This window comes from Micromonospora sp. NPDC049891 (assembly GCF_040660295.1).
Classification (GTDB): domain Bacteria; phylum Actinomycetota; class Actinomycetes; order Mycobacteriales; family Micromonosporaceae; genus Micromonospora.
On the sequence record NZ_JBFAML010000016.1, the window covers coordinates 127782 to 144789 of the forward strand.

Annotated in this window: 19 protein-coding genes; 18 read left to right on the forward strand and 1 reads right to left on the reverse strand. The window is 58.9% G+C overall.

Going from position 1 to position 17008, the window contains the following annotated elements; translation table 11 throughout:
* Positions 1-243 precede the first annotated feature (243 nt).
* From AB0I71_RS20900 to AB0I71_RS20980, 17 genes are all read left to right on the forward strand, one after another.
* On the forward strand, positions 244-477 hold the full coding sequence (locus AB0I71_RS20900) for a hypothetical protein (protein ID WP_357586993.1): 234 nt from the start codon (positions 244-246) through the stop codon (positions 475-477).
* The gene (locus AB0I71_RS20905; RefSeq protein ID WP_357586995.1) at positions 428-1936 is read left to right on the forward strand and encodes a hypothetical protein; all 1509 of its coding nucleotides are present in this window, start codon (positions 428-430) and stop codon (positions 1934-1936) included. Before AB0I71_RS20900 ends, AB0I71_RS20905 begins: the two co-directional genes overlap by 50 nt.
* A gap of 30 nt (positions 1937-1966) precedes the next feature.
* The gene (locus AB0I71_RS20910; RefSeq protein ID WP_357586997.1) at positions 1967-3250 is read left to right on the forward strand and encodes a phage portal protein; all 1284 of its coding nucleotides are present in this window, start codon (positions 1967-1969) and stop codon (positions 3248-3250) included.
* Entirely contained in the window at positions 3240-4022 is a 783-nt protein-coding gene (locus AB0I71_RS20915) for an HK97 family phage prohead protease (RefSeq protein WP_357586999.1), read from the forward strand. The genes AB0I71_RS20910 and AB0I71_RS20915 overlap by 11 nt, the downstream gene beginning before the upstream one ends.
* Entirely contained in the window at positions 4006-5364 is a 1359-nt protein-coding gene (locus AB0I71_RS20920) for a phage major capsid protein (protein WP_357587001.1), read from the forward strand. The genes AB0I71_RS20915 and AB0I71_RS20920 overlap by 17 nt, the downstream gene beginning before the upstream one ends.
* Before the next feature lie 71 nt (positions 5365-5435).
* A complete protein-coding gene (locus AB0I71_RS20925; protein ID WP_357587003.1) occupies positions 5436-5600 on the forward strand; it encodes a hypothetical protein in 165 nt (54 codons plus the stop codon).
* Positions 5601-5602: 2 nt separating this feature from the next.
* Entirely contained in the window at positions 5603-6196 is a 594-nt protein-coding gene (locus AB0I71_RS20930; RefSeq protein WP_357587005.1) for a phage gp6-like head-tail connector protein, read from the forward strand.
* A 4-nt stretch (positions 6197-6200) separates the two neighbouring features.
* A complete protein-coding gene (locus AB0I71_RS20935) occupies positions 6201-6614 on the forward strand; it encodes a hypothetical protein (protein ID WP_357587007.1) in 414 nt (137 codons plus the stop codon).
* Between the two features lie 152 nt (positions 6615-6766).
* Positions 6767-7474: a hypothetical protein gene (locus tag AB0I71_RS20940; RefSeq protein WP_357587009.1), complete on the forward strand. Its 708-nt coding sequence runs from the start codon at positions 6767-6769 to the stop codon at positions 7472-7474.
* Between the two features lie 66 nt (positions 7475-7540).
* Complete coding sequence (locus tag AB0I71_RS20945; protein WP_357587010.1) at positions 7541-7969, forward strand: hypothetical protein; 429 nt, start codon at positions 7541-7543, stop codon at positions 7967-7969.
* 472 nt (positions 7970-8441) lie between these two features.
* Complete coding sequence (locus AB0I71_RS20950) at positions 8442-8747, forward strand: hypothetical protein (RefSeq protein ID WP_357587012.1); 306 nt, start codon at positions 8442-8444, stop codon at positions 8745-8747.
* Between the two features lie 121 nt (positions 8748-8868).
* Positions 8869-10827, forward strand: a complete 1959-nt coding sequence (locus AB0I71_RS20955; RefSeq protein ID WP_357587015.1) for a hypothetical protein — start codon at positions 8869-8871, stop codon at positions 10825-10827.
* A 281-nt stretch (positions 10828-11108) separates the two neighbouring features.
* Entirely contained in the window at positions 11109-14174 is a 3066-nt protein-coding gene (locus AB0I71_RS20960; protein WP_357587017.1) for a hypothetical protein, read from the forward strand.
* Between the two features lie 9 nt (positions 14175-14183).
* Positions 14184-14684 carry a hypothetical protein gene (locus tag AB0I71_RS20965; RefSeq protein WP_357587019.1) on the forward strand — a complete coding sequence of 167 codons (501 nt, stop codon included), beginning with the start codon at positions 14184-14186 and terminating at the stop codon, positions 14682-14684.
* 47 nt (positions 14685-14731) lie between these two features.
* Positions 14732-15058, forward strand: a complete 327-nt coding sequence (locus tag AB0I71_RS20970) for a hypothetical protein (RefSeq protein WP_357587021.1) — start codon at positions 14732-14734, stop codon at positions 15056-15058.
* On the forward strand, positions 15055-15243 hold the full coding sequence (locus tag AB0I71_RS20975) for a hypothetical protein (RefSeq protein ID WP_357587023.1): 189 nt from the start codon (positions 15055-15057) through the stop codon (positions 15241-15243). The genes AB0I71_RS20970 and AB0I71_RS20975 overlap by 4 nt, the downstream gene beginning before the upstream one ends.
* A 3-nt stretch (positions 15244-15246) precedes the next feature.
* The gene (locus tag AB0I71_RS20980; RefSeq protein ID WP_357587025.1) at positions 15247-16038 is read left to right on the forward strand and encodes a peptidoglycan-binding protein; all 792 of its coding nucleotides are present in this window, start codon (positions 15247-15249) and stop codon (positions 16036-16038) included.
* 66 nt (positions 16039-16104) lie between these two features.
* Here AB0I71_RS20980 and AB0I71_RS20985 read toward each other — a convergent pair whose 3' ends face one another.
* On the reverse strand, positions 16105-16290 hold the full coding sequence (locus tag AB0I71_RS20985; protein ID WP_357587063.1) for a hypothetical protein: 186 nt from the start codon (positions 16288-16290) through the stop codon (positions 16105-16107).
* 457 nt (positions 16291-16747) lie between these two features.
* On the opposite strand from AB0I71_RS20985, the gene AB0I71_RS20990 reads away from it, so the two are divergent.
* A complete protein-coding gene (locus AB0I71_RS20990) occupies positions 16748-16942 on the forward strand; it encodes an AlpA family phage regulatory protein (RefSeq protein WP_357587027.1) in 195 nt (64 codons plus the stop codon).
* Positions 16943-17008 lie beyond the last annotated feature (66 nt).

Consider the following 17008-nt stretch of genomic DNA (forward strand, 5'->3'; position numbering starts at 1 on the left):
ATCCCAACCAACGCCCCAGCGTCGAGACGCTGCGCCCTGCTCATGGTGTACGTAGCCGCTGCTTCGAGTGCGATACCGCACGAGGTAAGTGCTGCAATCAAAGCCGTAACAAGAAGACCTGGACGCCACCTGCGAACCGTAGTCGTGACTGGTGACCGGGGGTAGGGGTCGGCGACCTGATCATGAGCCTTCCTGACCCATGCCCCTGAGGTCCAAAAATTTACCCCCCAGAGGTGATGCCCCATGAACGACTTTTCGAAGGTCATCCAAGAGGGCTGCTACCGCGAGCAGCTTGAAGCCCTACGCGACCTTTTGGCGGAACGACTGGAGCGGGCCTTTCCGAGAGATGCCGCTGGCATCGCAAAACAACTAGCCGAGGTGCTTGCTGAGCTGGAAACGCTCGGCGCGGAAGATGAGGAGTCTTTCATTGATCGACTCCAGCGCGACCGTGATAACAGGCGCTCAGGAACCAACTAGCTGGTACTGCCCACCCTTCAAGTCTTCTGCCGTCGATGAAGCAATCAGGCTCCTTGAGGACGGTCTAGGGTTCAGGCTGTTTCCCTGGCAGAAGTTCCTTCTAGAACACATCTTCGGAGAGAACGAAGTTTCTCCTGGAATTTGGAAATGGGCTGCTAAGCAAGTCGTCGTCTCGATTCCCCGCCAGAATGGCAAATCGTTCCTCCTTGACTGCATCATCCTCGTTGGGCTTTTCGCCTTCGGGGAGAGAATTGTCCTGACTGCTCAGAACCGTGACACCGCTGCTAGGGCGTTCCTGCGAATCGTCGCCCTTCTTGAAGAGCCTCGGCTCGCCTTCCTCAGGAAGGCTGTCAAGAAGGTCAGCAAGCGCAGCGGTAACGAGTTCATCGAGACTCGCAACGGTGGCGTCTTCTTTGTGAAGACACGAGGGCCGGACTCCGCTCGCGGCTTGGATGCCATCGATCGGTTGCTCCAAGACGAGGCGTACGATCTTGATGATTCTGACCTTCAGGCGATCATGCCAACGGTCCTGGCTTCTCGGAATCCTCAGGTTCTCTACTTCTCAACTCCTCCCCGCAATGCTCTCATCGGTGAACCGTTCGCACGCCTTCGGCAGCAGGGTGAAAACAAAGTCGATGGGGTTGCCTACTTTATCTGGGGAATTGATCCCAAGAAGCTAGAAGGCGAACTCGACACTAGCGATCGTAAGCACTGGACGGTTAATCCGTCCCTTGGGCTTCCCGGTGGAATGCCGATCGAAAACCTCGCCATCATGCATGGCAGTTTGTCGCCAGAGGCGTTCAGAATCGAGTGCCTAGGGATTTGGCCTGAGAAGGTTGGAACGGCTCTGATCACGCCGGAGGCGTGGGCTGCTCTGGCCGACCCTGAGTCTCGTCCTGCTGGTGATATCGCGTTCGCCGTTGACACTTGCGGTTGGGGAGACCGAGCGGTTACCTCTATCTGCGCCTACGGCGTCCGTGAGGACGGTCTAGGGCACCTGGAGCTGATCGACCAGCGCCCCGGCACTGACTGGGTGGTCGCTGAGGTTGCAAGGCTCAAAGAAGCCCACAACCCCGTAGCTATCGGGTTCGACCACAAGGCTCCTATCGGGTCTCTGCTCATCGACCTTCAGAAGGCCGGCATAGACACGCCTGAGAAGCCCGACGATCCCCGATATGGAGAGCTGGCTATCCCAGGTGCCCAGGATTTCTCTGGTGCCTGTATCGCCTTCGTAGACGGCGTAAACAACAAGACTCTTCACCACCGTGACCAGCCTGAGTTGAACCGAGCTATTACCGCCGGGAAACCTCGCAAGATCGGTGACTCCTGGGGATGGGATCGCTTCAAGAGCGAAATCGACATCTCTGCGCTTACCGCTGCGACTTTGGCGCGCTGGGCTTACGAATCTCGTAGTCATCTTGTCGGGCGTACGCCTAACCCCGGCGCTTACCTCTTCTGACGGAGGAACTTTATGGGCTTTATAAGCCGGATGCGTTCGTGGTTCGGCGTCAACGACATCTCCAGATACCAGCCTCCGGCAGCAGCCGATGCGGCTATGAATTACTTGTTCACCTACGGCACTCCGAACACTGAGAAGGCTATCCCGACTTTCGACAGCATGGCTAACGTCGCGTACGCCGGTAACGGTGTCGTCTTTGGCGTCATTCATGCTCGGCTGAAGTTCTTCAGTGAGGCTCGGTTTAAGTTCCGCAGTCTTGCGGATAAGCGCCTCTATGGCACTGACGCCCTGAGGAAGCTAGAGAAGCCTTGGCCTGGTGGCACTACTGGTGAACTGCTGGCGAGGATGGAGCAGGACGCTTCTCTTTACGGGAACGCCTACATCCGTGATGCCGGTGACAGGCTGGAGCGGCTACGCCCGGACTGGGTAACGATCGTCTCTGAGATCAAGATTGACGCCTACGGCGAACAGGTAAGAGAAGTCGTCGGGTACATGTACGAGCCGATCGGGGATACCGATCGAGATATCGCCTTCTATCCGGTTGAGGAAGTGGCGCACTGGTCGCCAATCCCGGACCCTATGGCGAACTTCCGTGGGATGTCGTGGCTGACTCCGGTTCTGCGAGAGGTTAACGCAGACAACTTGATGACAGATCATCGTGAGGCGTACTACAAAAACGCCGCTACGCCGAATATGATTATCAGGTATCCGCAGGAGTTGACTCAAGAGCAGGTTGACCGGATCGGTAAGACTGTCGCCGCTCGGCACGCTGGTCCGGAGAACGCCTACAGAACGATGGTGTTGGACGTTGGCGCTGACCCGATGATCGTTGGCGACCAGATCAACGACGCTGTTGCGACTGTTCAGGCTGCCGGTGAGAACCGAATTGCTGTCGCCGCTGGTGTTCCTGCGATCGTTGTTGGTCTGAAGGAGGGTCTGAACGCTGCGACCCTCGCTAACTACGAATCTGCGGTGAAGAGCTTCGCTGATCTGACGATGCGTCCGCTTTGGCGCTCTGCTTGTGCATCTCTGGCGAAGCTAGTCCAGGTGCCGGGAGGCGCTGAGCTGTGGTACGACACCAGCGACATCATCGCTCTTCAGGACGGTGAGCAGACGCAAGCGGAGACGTTCTCTGCTGACGCTCAGACCGCCTCGACGCTGATCACCTCCGGTTATACGCCGGATTCGGTCGCTACCGCTATCAAGGCTCGTGACCTCAGCTTGCTTCAGCACACCGGACGTTACTCCGTCCAGCTACTTCCTCCCGGCGCTGATTCGCCCAAGGAAAACGAAAGGGGCGACAATGAAGCGTGAGGAATACCGTAGGACGTTCGCCCTCGATGACATCTCTATCAGCCGGTCGCATTCTGACGGCCGGACCGTCGAGGCGTACGCCGCAGTCTTTGACACTCCTGTTGAGGTCAAGGACCGTCATGGCCACTACATCGAGGTTATTGACCGGGCTGCCTTCAACCGCACCTTGAAGAACAACTCTCACAAGGTCGTCTGCCTTTACAACCATGGCTTCACCCTTCACGGCACTCCTTCAGACCTCGGGTCGGTACCGATTGGTACGCCACTGGAGATCAGGGCAGACAACAAGGGTGTCTTCACGGTCACTCGATACAACCGCTCCGAGCTAGCCGACAGTGTTCTTGAGTCAATCCGGAACGGAGATATTCGAGGGCAGAGCTTCACCGGCAGGATCTTCCGGAGTTCCCCGAATGGGAAAATCCCGAAGGGCAAGCCTGGTGAGCTTCCCACTGTTAGGCGGCTGGAGCTTGGCTTGTCTGAGTACGGTCCGACTCCTGTCCCCGTTTATGAAGCCGCAGAGATTATGGCTGTGCGCTCCATTGAAGAGATCGCTGACGAACTTGCGCATCTTGACGAAGATGCTCTTGCGGAACTAGTCCGCACCCTGACCTCTACTTCTCAGAACTCAGAGGCAGCAGTACGCGCCACTCCCGGAAATGCGGGACTCGGCTCCGAGGACTCGCCTGACAGGCACTCCGTTCGGCTTCGTGCGCTCCGGCTTCGGTCGGAGATCCGTGACCGAGGAGTCATGAAAATTGAAGAAGCAGAGTGAGCAGCTTGCCGATGAGATGGAGATCATCCGGGCTGAGCTGAAGACTATCCAGGATGCCGAAGATCCCACCGAGGATGAGCTGAGCCGTGGTGAGGCTCTGCTTGAGGAGTGGGACGTCAAGAAGGCTGTTTACGACAAGGCTGTTGCTCGTGAGAGCAAGGTCGATGAGGTTATGCGTGCGTCGCTGGCTAGCGGCAACCGCGAGTCTGGTCCGACTGTCATCACTCGGACGAAGCGTAATCCGTACGAGGAGCTTCACAGGTCGAAGACTTGGACTGATGCGGACTTCATCGAGCGTGCCAAGGACGCCGTTGAGCAGGCTCCGGAGCACATGACTGATGATGCTCGGGAGAACGCTACGGCGCTGATCGAGCGTGCTGCGAAGGGTCAGCGCAAGGCTGTCGCTAAGCACATTCTCACCACCGGTTCTCCGGAGTACCACGAGGCGTTTGAGGATTACCTCAACGATCCTGAGAACACGGTCAATCGGGCTGCGCTGTCGCTGACCGCTGCGAACGGTGGTTACCTGATCCCGTTCACGCTTGACCCGTCGATCATCCTGACCAATAACGGTTCTTCGAACCCGTATCGGCGTATCGCTGCGATCAAGCAGACCGCTACCAATGAGTGGAACGGTGTCACGTCCGCTGGTGTGAACGCTGGCTGGCTCGCTGAGGCTGCTGAGGCGTCGGACAACACTCCGACCGTGGGTCAGGTGAAGATCCCTGTCCACAAGGGCGCGGCGTGGCTGTTTGGCTCCTTTGAGGTTCTTCAGGACTCGGACTTTGCCTCTGAGCTGCCGATGCTGATTGCCGACGCGAAGGACCGGATCGAAGAGACCGCCTTCACCACCGGCAACGGCACCACTGCTCCGAAGGGCATCATCACTGCTGCGACCACCACGGTTACCGCTGCTGGCACTGCGGCGTACGCCGTAGGCGACGTCTACGCCTTGCAGGCTGCGGTCCCGCCTCGGTGGCGCGACAAGGGCTCCTGGCTGATGAACATCAGCACCGTGAACCGGACTCGACAGTTTGACGAGGCCGGCGGTTCGTCCTTCTGGGCGAACCTGGGTGCTGGCACCCCGGAGCGGCTGCTTGGTCGGCCCGTTTACGAGTCCAGCACGATGGCTAGCGCTCTGACGACTGGTTCGAAGATCGCCGTTTACGGTGACTTCTCGCAGTTCGCCATCGTGGACCGTATCGGCGTTTCGCTGATGTACGAGCCGCTGATTAAGGGCGAGAACGGTCGTCCGACTGGTCAGGCTGGCTGGTTCGCCTACTGGCGTACTGGTTCTGACGTCCTCACCCCGAACGCTTTCCGCGTGCTGGTGACTGGCTAATTCGGAGTCGGAGTCGGGGACGGAGCTAGGCGCTCCGTCCCTTCTCCCTGCCTGCCGGAAGGAGGTACGCAGTGAGTGACATGATCGCTAAGACTACTTTCTTCGTTTCTGACGGCACCGTTGAGACGTGTGTCCGTAAGGGTGCGGAGTACGCCGCCACCGATCCGGTGGTCAAGGCAAACAAGCAGTTCTTCGAAGGCAAGCCCAAGCCTCCGGCTTCTCGTAAGCGGGGTTGAGGATGGCTAACGAATACACCAGCCTTGAACTCCTCAAGGAGTTTGTAGGCGAAAAGACAGACACCTTCAACGCTCTACTAGGGCAGTGCCTTACGACTGCCTCTCGGGCAATCGACGCTCACTGTCGTCGCAGGTTTTACGCCGACGACACCGTTTCGGAGCGAACCTATCGCCTCGGCGACCGGCTTGTGTACGAAGCTGACGGAGACCTGATCATCGTTGATGACATCTCTAGTGTCGATGGCTTGGTAGTCGAGATCAGGAATGACTCTAGTTGGCGGACCATCGAGGATTACCGCACAGAGCCGGACAACGCTGTAGCCCACAACCAGCCGATCACCTACCTTCGCCTTCCTGGTTCCAACTGGGCGATCTCGCTTCGAGCTGAGGCGAGAGTCACTGCAAAGTGGGGTTGGCCGGCAGTTCCGGACCAGGTTGTTCAGGCGACTTTGCTGCAAGCAGCCCGGTTGTTTAAGCGCAAGGACTCGGTTGGCGGCACCGTAGGTAATGAGGAGTTCGGATTCCTTCGGATCACTCGGGTTGATCCCGATGTCGAGTCGCTGCTTCGTCCGTTCGTGATTCGGTCGGTGGGGTGATCCGGTGAACATCTCCGCTATCCGCTCTGCGCTTGCAGAGTCGGTCGCCTCTGTCACTCCGGAACTGAACACCTACGGCTACGTCCCTGATTCGGTTGCCGTTCCATGCTTCTATGTCGGTGGCGTCGAGATCGATTATGACGTCACGATGGGGAGAGGTAGCGACGAACTCTCTGTTACCTGTGTGGTATTGGTGAGCGCGAACAGTGACGCATCCGGTCAAGAACAGTTGGACGCCTATCTCAACGGTTCTGGCGCAAGCTCCTTGAAGGCTGCTATCGAGGCTGATGAGACGTTGGGTGGCGAGTGCTTCACTCTGGCTGTCAGCAGAGCCCAGGGGTACGGATTTCACAAGGTCGGCACTACCGATTACCTCGGTGCCGAATTGGTCGTGAACATCACTGGGGACGGTAGCTGATGGCTCGTAAGCGCTACCGAGTGAAGGTCGGTTTGAACTATCCCACTAAGGGTGGGAAAGAGAAGCGCGCTAATCCTGGCGACGCCGTTTCCGATATCCCTGCGAAGTCTCTGCCGTTGCTGATGAGCCTCGGCTACATCGAGGAGGTCTAGATGGCAGTGCATAGCAAGCAGTCGAGAGTCGTAATCAACGACAGCCACGTCTCCGGTCGGGTGACCGGCTGGGGCGTATCGAGCAGCCGGACGATGGCTGCCATCACTGGGCTACTGGACGAAGGCGCTCGGTACGTACCGGGGCTAGCCTCCGGTGAGATCACACTCAACGGCGTCTTTGACGCTGACCCCGGGGCTCTTGTCGATCAGGCTCAGGCTGCCGCTGGGGTTGATAACGGCGCACTTGTGACCGTGCTGCCAGCGGGGTTCGCCATAGGCGGTGTGGCGCTGGGTGCGGTCACTGACGTCGAGGGCATCGACGTCACCTCGACTGTCACCGAGGCTGTGAGCGTCGCAGTCAGCAGCCAGGCGGACGACGGCGTTGACCTGGGCTACGTCCTCCATGGTGCTGACGCTGAGACTGCCAGCGGCACGGCTGATGACGTAGACGGACTGCTCTCCTCCGCCAACGGCGGTGTCGGGACGCTGCATGTCCTGAGCTTCACCGGGCTGGACGAGCTGTCGGTGACCATCCAGCACTCCGCAGACGGAGACACCTGGGCTGACCTCGTGACGTTCACGCCTGCCGCTGACAAGACCGCTGAGCGTCTGAAGGTCTCCGGCACGGTCAGTCAGTACCTCCGGGCGACGTGGACGGCAGACGGCACGGGCAGTGCCGGATTCGTTGTGACGTTCTCTCGCCGCTAATCCCCAAACTCTTCCTCTTAACCCGCCTATGTGCGGGTTTTTTGCTGCGCTCTCAAGGAGTGATTCATGGCTGCCAGTCACGGCAAGAATGCCGTCTTTAGTCTCGACAACGCTTCGGGTACGACCCCGGGCACCCTTCAGGATATTTCTGTGTACGTCGATAACGTCTCCGGTCTTCCTGGCACTCGGAATCTTTCCGAGGTGACGGCGTTCGGTGACGAAGGAGTCCGGAACATTCCGGGGCTTGAGAACACTCAGTTCACTATCTCCGGAACCCTTGATCCTCAGGTGGTCACCATCGTCGGTGGTGCTCACAAGGCGTCCGTTACCGCTAGCTTCGAATACGGCCCTCAGGGCAGCGGCTCCGGAGCTGTGAAGTATTCGGGTGAGGCATGGGTCAGTGACTTCAACGTTGACGCCTCGGTCGCTGAGAAGGTTCCGTTTTCTGCGACGCTTCAGGTTGACGGCGTAGTCGCCATCGGCACCTACAGCTAAGCCAATGGGCTTTGACGTCCAGATGTCCGGAGGCGCTCTTTACCGCCTCCGGACTCAGCTCAAGAAGATAGGCGACACCGGGCTAGGCAAACAGATTGACCGTGGGATGAAGCGAGCGGTAAAGCCGCTCGGCCCTGCGATCGTCGCTGAAGTGCCTAAGGCTATGCCCTCTGGGTACGCCCCGTTGCTGTCAAAGAGTATGCGCTTCCGGCTGTCCAGCCGCACGAAGCGCCAATCAACGACCCTCAGCTACAAGGTATTTGGTGACGGCAAAAGGGAGCGCAGAGACGTTCCGGCCCTCAACCGAGGTCGCCTCCGTCACCCCGTTTTCGGTAAGCGCCGTAGGGCCTGGGTTGACCAGAAGGTCCGCTCCGGCTTTGTAGACAGACCCGTTGATCGCCTTCAACCGGAGATGCGCCGGGAGATGCAAGCCGTTCTGAAGTACGTCGCAGACCAATTGAAAGGCTAGCCGATGATTCGCTTTACCCTGACCGAGGAAGATCGAGCTGTGCTCGATGCTCCCGAGGTTCTTGAGTACGACCCTTCCCGACCCAAGCTGAAGGAACTCCGGGAGCTTGAGCGCCAGTGTGGCGTCACTTATGACGCCCTGGGTGACGGTCTCTCCTCTGGCGACATGCTGTCGCTCGCCCGAGTGGTGTGGATGGCCCTCCTCCGGGCTGGCGTCACCGTTCGGTGGGAAGACCTCGATCTTGACCTCCTCGGTATTACCTACGAGGTCGATGAGGAGTCCCCAAAAGCGCAGAAGCCCAAGAAGTAGAGGCGTACCTTCCTCTGTTCGCTCACCTCTTCGGGCTGAAGCCTTCGGACGTCGATGAGCTTGACGTCACGCAATTCGAGCTGTTCAAACAGTTCGCTGACAACTACATAAAGGAGCAGGCATGAACGCTCGTGAACTCCTGTTCCGATTCATCGGCAAAGAGACGATCTCCCCTGCTGCCAAGAAGGCTGGAGATTCTGTCAAGAATCTCGGCAACAACTTCAAGGCGACAGCCGAAGACAGCAAGAGCCTCGATCGTGAGATTGAGAAGAGCAAAGCCAGTCTTGCTCAGCTAGCAGTAGCGTTCGCTCGCACTCAGGACGCGACAGAGCGGGTAGACCTGTCGAGGTCCATCCGGAAGCAGCAATCCGAGCTGCGGAAGCTGACGAAAGCCAAGGATCTTGTTGCCGAGTTCGCTGAGGCCGGAGCTAAGGCCGCGAACGGCTTTGGCGCTCAGTTCGTCACAAAGGTCGGGCCGATTCTGGCTAGAGCGCCTATGCACCCTGTGGGGCTGGCGATCGGCGTTGCGCTAGCTGCCGGCATCCTGCCGCCCTTGATGGCGGCACTCGGTGGCGCTGTGCTCGCTACCGCTGTCGCTGGGGCTGTGACTGGTGGCGTCATCCTCGCTTCCCGGGATGTCCGCGTGAAGCAGGCCGGGCGTGACCTCGGCGAAACCGTCATGGGCGACCTTGACGACATCGGAGCTAGGTTCGTCGGCCCGACGCTCAAGGGAATCGGCATCCTCAAGGAGGGATGGCGTGACGTCCGCAGTGACGTCGATGGCGCTGCCGCCGCCGCTAGCCGCTTCGTAGAGCCTCTGACACGCGGTGTCGTCGGCCTGGTCCGGGAGCTGCTTCCCGGGCTCCGCTCAGGGCTGGAGAAGGCCGGACCAATCGCCCGGGAGCTAGAGCTTGGCTTCACTCGCGTCGGTCGCACCGTAGGCGAACTCTTCCGCCAGCTAGGCGAGAACAGCTCCGAGGGTGCTGCTGGGCTCCGCTGGGTGTTCCTCGCGATTGACGACATCGTGAAGGTCACCGGCTGGGCTATCGACAAGTTCGGAGACTGGCTCCGAGGAATGCTGATGATCGCTGACGCTGCCGGCAAGGTCGCGTCCGTGTGGTCGTGGATTCCGGTCCTCGGTGACCAAATCGACCGCTCAAACAGTCACATCGATGAGATGCGCGCTGCCCTGAACGGCAGTGGCGACGCTGGAGAGAACGCCGGAGAGAACATCTTCGAGGGCTTGAAGAAGGCTGCCGATGGTGCAGGTTCAGCGAACCGGGAAGTGAAGTCCCTGACCGAGACTCTTCGAGAACTCCGGGAGCAGACGGCTAACGCCATCGATTCTGAGATCGCGTTCGAGCGTTCCCTTGATGACGTGGCTGCCGCTGCCAAGAAGGCCAACGGTGGTATCGATCTGAACACCGAGGCTGGCCGCAGGAACATGGAACAGCTTCGGTCGCTGCATGAGTCTACGAAGCGGTACGCCGACGCTATCCGGGAGCGCACTGGTTCTGAGGACCAGGCTTCGGCTGTCACTGAGAAGGGCCGGAAGGCTTTCATTGCCAACGCCGTTGCCATGGGCGTCTCAAAGAAGGAAGCTCGGGATCTGGCGACTCAGTTGTTCGGCATTCCGAATATCAGCCGAGAGGTAACCGTCAAGACCGATAAGGCTGCGCACGATGTAAGGACGCTGCGTGGTCTGATCGCAGCGATTAAGAGCAAGCGCGTCGTGATCACTGCGGTCACACGCTCTGAGGGTCGCGCTGTGCCTATCGGTGACGGTATCGGTGGACGTGCCTCCGGTGGCCCGGTGAAGGCTGGGCAGACCTTCTGGGTCGGTGAAAAGGGTCCAGAGTTGGTCACCTTCAGCCGTGACGGCTGGGTGCATGACGCTGAGAAGTCAAAGCGCATGACTACTCCGAAGATGGCTTCTGCCCACCGCAGTTCTAGAGGTACAGGTGGCTCTAGCAATCAACCGACCGTTGTTCAGATCGATCTAACCGGCGGCGAAGAGGCGTTCAAAGCGTTCTTCCGATCGCTCCTCCGCAAGAACAAAAACCTACTGGTTATGGGGTGATCATGGCTTTTCCTCAAACGCCCCTCCCTTTGCATGGTGAGATTTACGTCGCTGGTCTGGGGTGGGTAGACGTGACGTCGGATATTCGGCTCTCGTCTGCCTCCTCCGGAGGCGGTATTGATATTGCCCGTGGACTACGGGATGAGGCTTCGTCTGCTGATCCCGGAACCTGTTCGTTCGTCCTGAACAACCGCATGGGCAGGTACAGCCCACGAAACCCCTCCAGCGAGTATTTCAGCCGCATCGGTCGGAATACCCCGTTCCGGCTAGGCGAAGCTCTCATGAGCGACGACTTCAACCGGCCAGACGCTACAGGCTTGGGTGCCTCTAGCGAAGGCTGGGAGTGGACGTCTGGAATCACTGGGTGGGAGATCAGCGACAATCAAGCTGTCGCTAGTTTCACCTCCGCCAATCAAGTCCGGCGCATTTCGGTCTTCGGAAACGACCTGCTTGACTCTGACGTCCTAGCAGCAATCAGTCCGTCCGTTGTGCCGACCGGCGGCGGTCTGGTTACTGGGGTCCACAGTCGCTACCAGGATGCGCAGAATTACTACTGGTTTCAACTCGTCTTCGAGACGAGCGGTCAACTCACACTGAAAATCACTCGTGAAGTCAACGACGTTTACTCCGAGATTGCTACGCTGACCGAGGTTCCTGGGGCTAGTTCTTACACCGGAGGCGAGCTTTGGTGTATGCGTGCGTCAACCGCTGGGATGAACCTCGCGGTCAAGGTGTGGAGGCATGGCGAACCGGAACCGCCGCACTGGCATCTTCAGGTTGCCGATGATTCACTGCTGACTCCCGGACGATCGGGGTTTAGTGCCTGGCTGCTTTCGGGAAACACCAATGACCCGCGACCAACTGTGCACTTCGATGATCTGGTTATCCGAGCACCCATCTTCTACGGGGAGATATCCTCCTGGCCGACCAGATGGGACATCTCCGGTAATGATCAGTGGACTCCTGTCACAGCCTCCGGCATCCTTCGGAGACTGGAGCAGGGCAGGAAGCCGGTCACGTCTCCGATCTTTCGGAATCTCAGTAGGTACTCCCCGACCGGCTACTGGCCAATGGAGGATGGCGCAGACAGCTCGGCTCCGGCTAGTGGTATCGCTGGGCAGACTCCCGGCATAGCGAACGCTGTCACCTTTGGTGAGGATGGCAACCTTCCTGGAGCTTCTACCGTCGCTCGGCTGGAGTCGCCAGCCTCGTTTATGCGGCTGTACCCGCAACCGGTCGGCGGTAATACCGGCTGGTCATTCGTGATGTTCTTCAAGCTAGACAGCTTGCCAGGCTCGGAAACCACCTTGGTAGAACTAGCCTCGACGGGAACAGTAGTTACATGGCGCTTCTCTGTGGACAGCTTGAACTACCGGTGGACTGCGTTGAATTCGTCCGGCAGTACCGTTTTCACGTCTGCTGGCAACTACGCCCTGGTGCCGCCAACGAATTGGATAGCGCTGCATCTAGAGGTCACTCAGCTCGGCGGCAATGTCGAGTTTCGTACGCACTGGAATATGGTGGGAGATCCCAACTTCTACAACCCGCTATCGATTCCTCAGGTTTATGCGGGGAGCATCGGAAGTCCGACAAAGGTTCAGATTGGACCAACTGCGCTAGCGCCCACCTCAATCGGGCACGTAGCAGTCTACGGCTCCAACGTCCCGTTTGTTGATGCGGGATTCCTCGCTACGTCTAGTGGATACGCCGGAGAAACTGCCGGCAACCGGATGTTGCGACTAGCCGCAGAGCAGGGAATCTCCGTTGGGGTCGCTGGTGATCCGGACCGGACCGAACCGCTAGGTCGACAGAGGGCTAAGAGCTTCCTGGAACTAGTCGAGGAGTGCGCCTCGGTTGATGGTGGGATCTTGTACGAAAGTCGGGCCGGGCTAGGGCTGGTCTACCGCACCCGCACATCGCTTTACAACCGACAAGGTCTAGAGCTGTCGTACGCATCGGGACAGGTATCAGAGCCGTTTGAACCGACCGAGGATGACGCCAACACCCGAAACGATGTGACGGTCACCAGGGAGTCAGGTTCGTCCTCAAGGTTCGCTCTTGAGAGTGGACCTCTGTCAATCCAAGCGCCCCCAGACGGCGTTGGCCCCTATGAGGAGTCGGTAACTCTCAACCTGCACCAGGATTCGCAGACAGCCAATCAGGCGTCATGGCGGGTTCATCAGGGAACGGTTGATGAGGCTCGGTACCCAACGGTGAGCGTCAACCTCGCAGCACCAGGCTTCTCCGATGCAGCACTAGTTCGGAGAGTCGCTGCGCTCGATTCAGGGGACTTCATGGCGGTGGTGGACACTCCGGAATGGCTGCCTCCTGGTCCTACATCAGTGATGGTGCGTGGCTATTCGCAGCACTTGGACGCATACGAACGAACCATTACCTTCAACGCAATACCCGGCTCTCCATGGCGTGTGGCAGAAGCGGACGGAACCCAGCGAGTGCCAGCAGACGGCACCGTGGTAGCGGCTGCATTGTCCGAGGCGTCAACAAGCGTAGTGCTGGGGTCGACAGCCTCAAACGGGCGTTGGACGACCGATCCTGTCGACTTCCCACAGGATGTTCTTGTCGGTGGTGAACTGGTGACGGTATCGATGATCGAGGATGGAGCTGTCGATACCTTTGACCGGACGCTCTCCGGCTCATGGGGCTCTACAGAATCCGGCCAAGCCTGGCAACACCTCGGGACGTCATCAGCATTTCGCGTCGGGTCGGATGCAGGTTGGCATCTACATACAGCCCTGAACACTGGGCGTCACTCGATGATTGATATCGGGTCGGGAAACGTAGACTTCGTTTTTGCGGTTTCGACTCCGCAAATCGCCAGCGGTATCGCTCTGACCGCGTACGCGGTTGCGCGGATTGACCCGTTACAGGACATGTCCAACTGCTATCAAGTGAGGTGTGCGTTCTTGCCTGACGGCAGGGTGACGTGCACAGTGCGCAAGCGTGAGAATGGCATTCCCGACTCTAAGCACTCTGTACTAGTCCCCGATCACCAGTACGCCATCAATCAATTGCACTGGGTACGGATGCGGGTCGAAGGGGCTCTCATTCAAGGCAAGGTTTGGCCTGCCGGCCGTCCGGAGCCGCGAAGCTGGATGGCGTCGTGGATAGATCCGGAACCACTACCGCAGTCATGGACGCGTATCGGCATCACGACGTTGACTGAACCTGCGAGCACTAACGTTCATCCGATTGAGTATCCAATCTCATCTTTCCAAGTCCTCAATCCTCAGCGAGCCGATGTTGTTCGCGGAGTCAACGGCGTGCAAAGGGCGTGGCCAGTCAATACGCCAGTGCAGGTGGCTCAACCTGCAATCGCTCCACTGTAGGGAGAATCGATGATCGAAGCTGGACAACTTCTCTATCCGGCACGCCTCAATTTTTACGCCCCAACGCTAGTTTATAAGGCATTCAACACGGAGCGAGCGTCTACGACGACGCTTGCCGATGATCCTGAGTTGACGCTGCCGGTCGAGGCTGGCGGCGTGTACCGGATGGAATGCGTGCTTGGCGCTTCTGGGGCCACTGCTGGTGACATCAAAACCGCGTGGGCAATTCCGGCTGGGGCGGTTATGAATCGGGTTGCGATGGGGCCTTCCGTCTCAGCGACCGACCGCGACAACATGCAGGTTGTTCGGCGGGTGAACGGTGCAGCTACAGAGATCAGCTATGGCTTGACCGGATCATCTGCGAGCACATACATCGAGGAACGTGCCGTTCTAATCATGGGTGCGACTTCCGGCGCTATCACTTTGCGGTGGGCGCAGGCCACCTCTAACGCCACCGCCACGCAATTGCAGTTCAATAACTGCTGGCTTATGTTGCAGAGGGTTTCGTAAACGGTGCGTCGCTTCGCACGGAGCAATCTGATTGTGCGAGGAGGCACATGGATACCCCTAACACCATCACCATCATTGTTGCCGTCATTACGACTCTCGGCGGAGGCTGGCAGTACCTCGAAAAGCGCAAAGCTGCGAAAGAGAACCGAGAGCTTCAGAAGCATCAGGTCGAGGCTGAAGCCTACGGCAAAGCTCGCGTCCATTACGACGCAATCATCTCCGATCTGATGAGTCACGTTGACTGGCTCAAGCAGGAACTAGCTTCCGCTCTCGCTGAGAACGCCAGACTCAAGGAGCGTATTGCAGCCCTTGAGGAAACCATCGAGGCGCTGAAGAGCGCTCAAGTGATCGTGATTGAAGGAGAAAAGAAGTGAAGCTCAGCCCGTACGTCAAGGCTGTTGTTGCTGCGGTCGGCACTGTCGTTACCGCCCTGGTCCCTGTTGTCGCTGACAACATGTTTGATGCCTCCGAGGTCCAGTCTGTGACTGGTGCCCTGGTGGCCGCTGCGCTGACTGTGTACGGCGTCTGGAAGGCAAAGAACCAGCCGGTAGAGGAGTAGTCGATGGCTTGGTTTCTCAATCGAGCGTTGACCAACTTCCGGAACGCGGTGAACGCTGCGTACCCGAACCGGGATAAGACCTCTGACGGCACCATCGGGGACGCTGCCCACCAGGCGACGAACTCTGATCACAATCCTGATCCTGACGACGGATCGGTCGACGCATGGGACATGGACGTTGAAGTCAACGGCAAAGGTAAGCCGTATGCGGCTGATGTCGCAGCACTCAAGAAGGTCTTCGAGGCTCACGAGAGTTCCCACTACTGGATTCACAACGACCAGATCAGCTTTCGCTCTGAAGGCTGGAAGCCTCGGAGCTACGCGTACGCCGGAGCAAAGCGAAACCGGCACACCCAGCACGTCCACTGGAACAGTCGTGAGTCTCACGAGACCAGCAATAAGCCCTGGGTGATCCCAGGGAGTGAGGTGAACGTGATGTTTTGCAAGCGAGGTGACAAGGGCACCGATGCGGTTGAGACCCTTCAGCGGATGCTCGCTGACATGGGCTACTACAAGGGTGCCATTGACAAGGACTACGGTCCGGCTACCTCCGCAGCTCTGCTGGCGTGCCGGCTGGCCATGGGCAGCGTGGTCACCTCTGGTGACGTCTACAGCCCTGCTGCTTACACCCAGGTCCACAAGGCATACGCCCGTTGGGCTGCTGGTGCCGGCAAGGAGGGTCCGCGTGGTCCCCAGGGCGTCCAGGGTGTGAAGGGCGACAAGGGCGACCCTGGTGAGTACACCCCTGCTGAGGTCGTGCGGTTGATCGCTGAGCACCTGAGCAAGGCAGCCTGAGAGGCTTTCTGAGCCCCTAAACAGCAAGAGCCCCACCCTCGATGAGGGTGGGGCTTCTCTGCGTTCTCAGAGCTTCCTGAGACCTTCGATCAGGACGAACAGTGCCCGGCGGGCTACGGCGTCGCCCTTGTCGTTCAGTTGATAACCTTCGATCCATACCCAGCCGTCGTACGTAGTCCAATCAAGCTTCTTGATCACTCGGAACTTGATCGGCCGGTAGAACTGAGGGCTTGCCTCCCGGGAGATCCACAGAAGATCGCCCGACCGAGGTCCGCCAGGCGTTGATGGTCGCTGCGCCGTTCGTGAGGCTTGGACAGGAGCCGTCCGGCTGGCACCGAGAGCAGACCGTGACGTGATGGGCGTCGATGATCGACCAGGCAAGTTGAACTCTGAAGGGGACTTCATCCCTGATCCGGTCGAGTGCCATAGCCCCTCTGATTCATCGAGCGGACAGCGAACGCAGAGCGCCACCAACCGCCACGCGTCATCAGCCTGACGTTCGGCAACAGCCGTGTCGGTCCGTTCCATGCGGGCTGTGCCCTGGGCTGTCTGCGCTGCGGAGGAGGCTGCACTACGTCTACGGGCGCATCAGGACGTTGGAACCACTTGGTCCTAGGCATACGCCTAGGGTAAGGGACTAGAGGCAGTGCCTACTAGGCTTCCGTAAAGGTGACACACGCCTAGTTGGCAGACACCTACCTTCACGCTCATGGCGAGGAAGCTCAGGCTGGTCGGGTCCGCAGAGATCCGAGTCATGCTCGGAGGCATCTCGCGTCAGCGCGTCTACCGGATCACCAGCCGACGCGACTTCCCTGAGCCGGTCGCGCAACTGTCGATGGGGAACGTCTGGCTTGCTGAGGACGTTGAGCGTTGGATCGCAGAGCGACGCGCCGACCTGGACTAATTGCTTACCGCCCCCTAAACTGGCTCCGCTTCCAAACGGAAAACCAAGAGGGTTGTCCGCCAACTG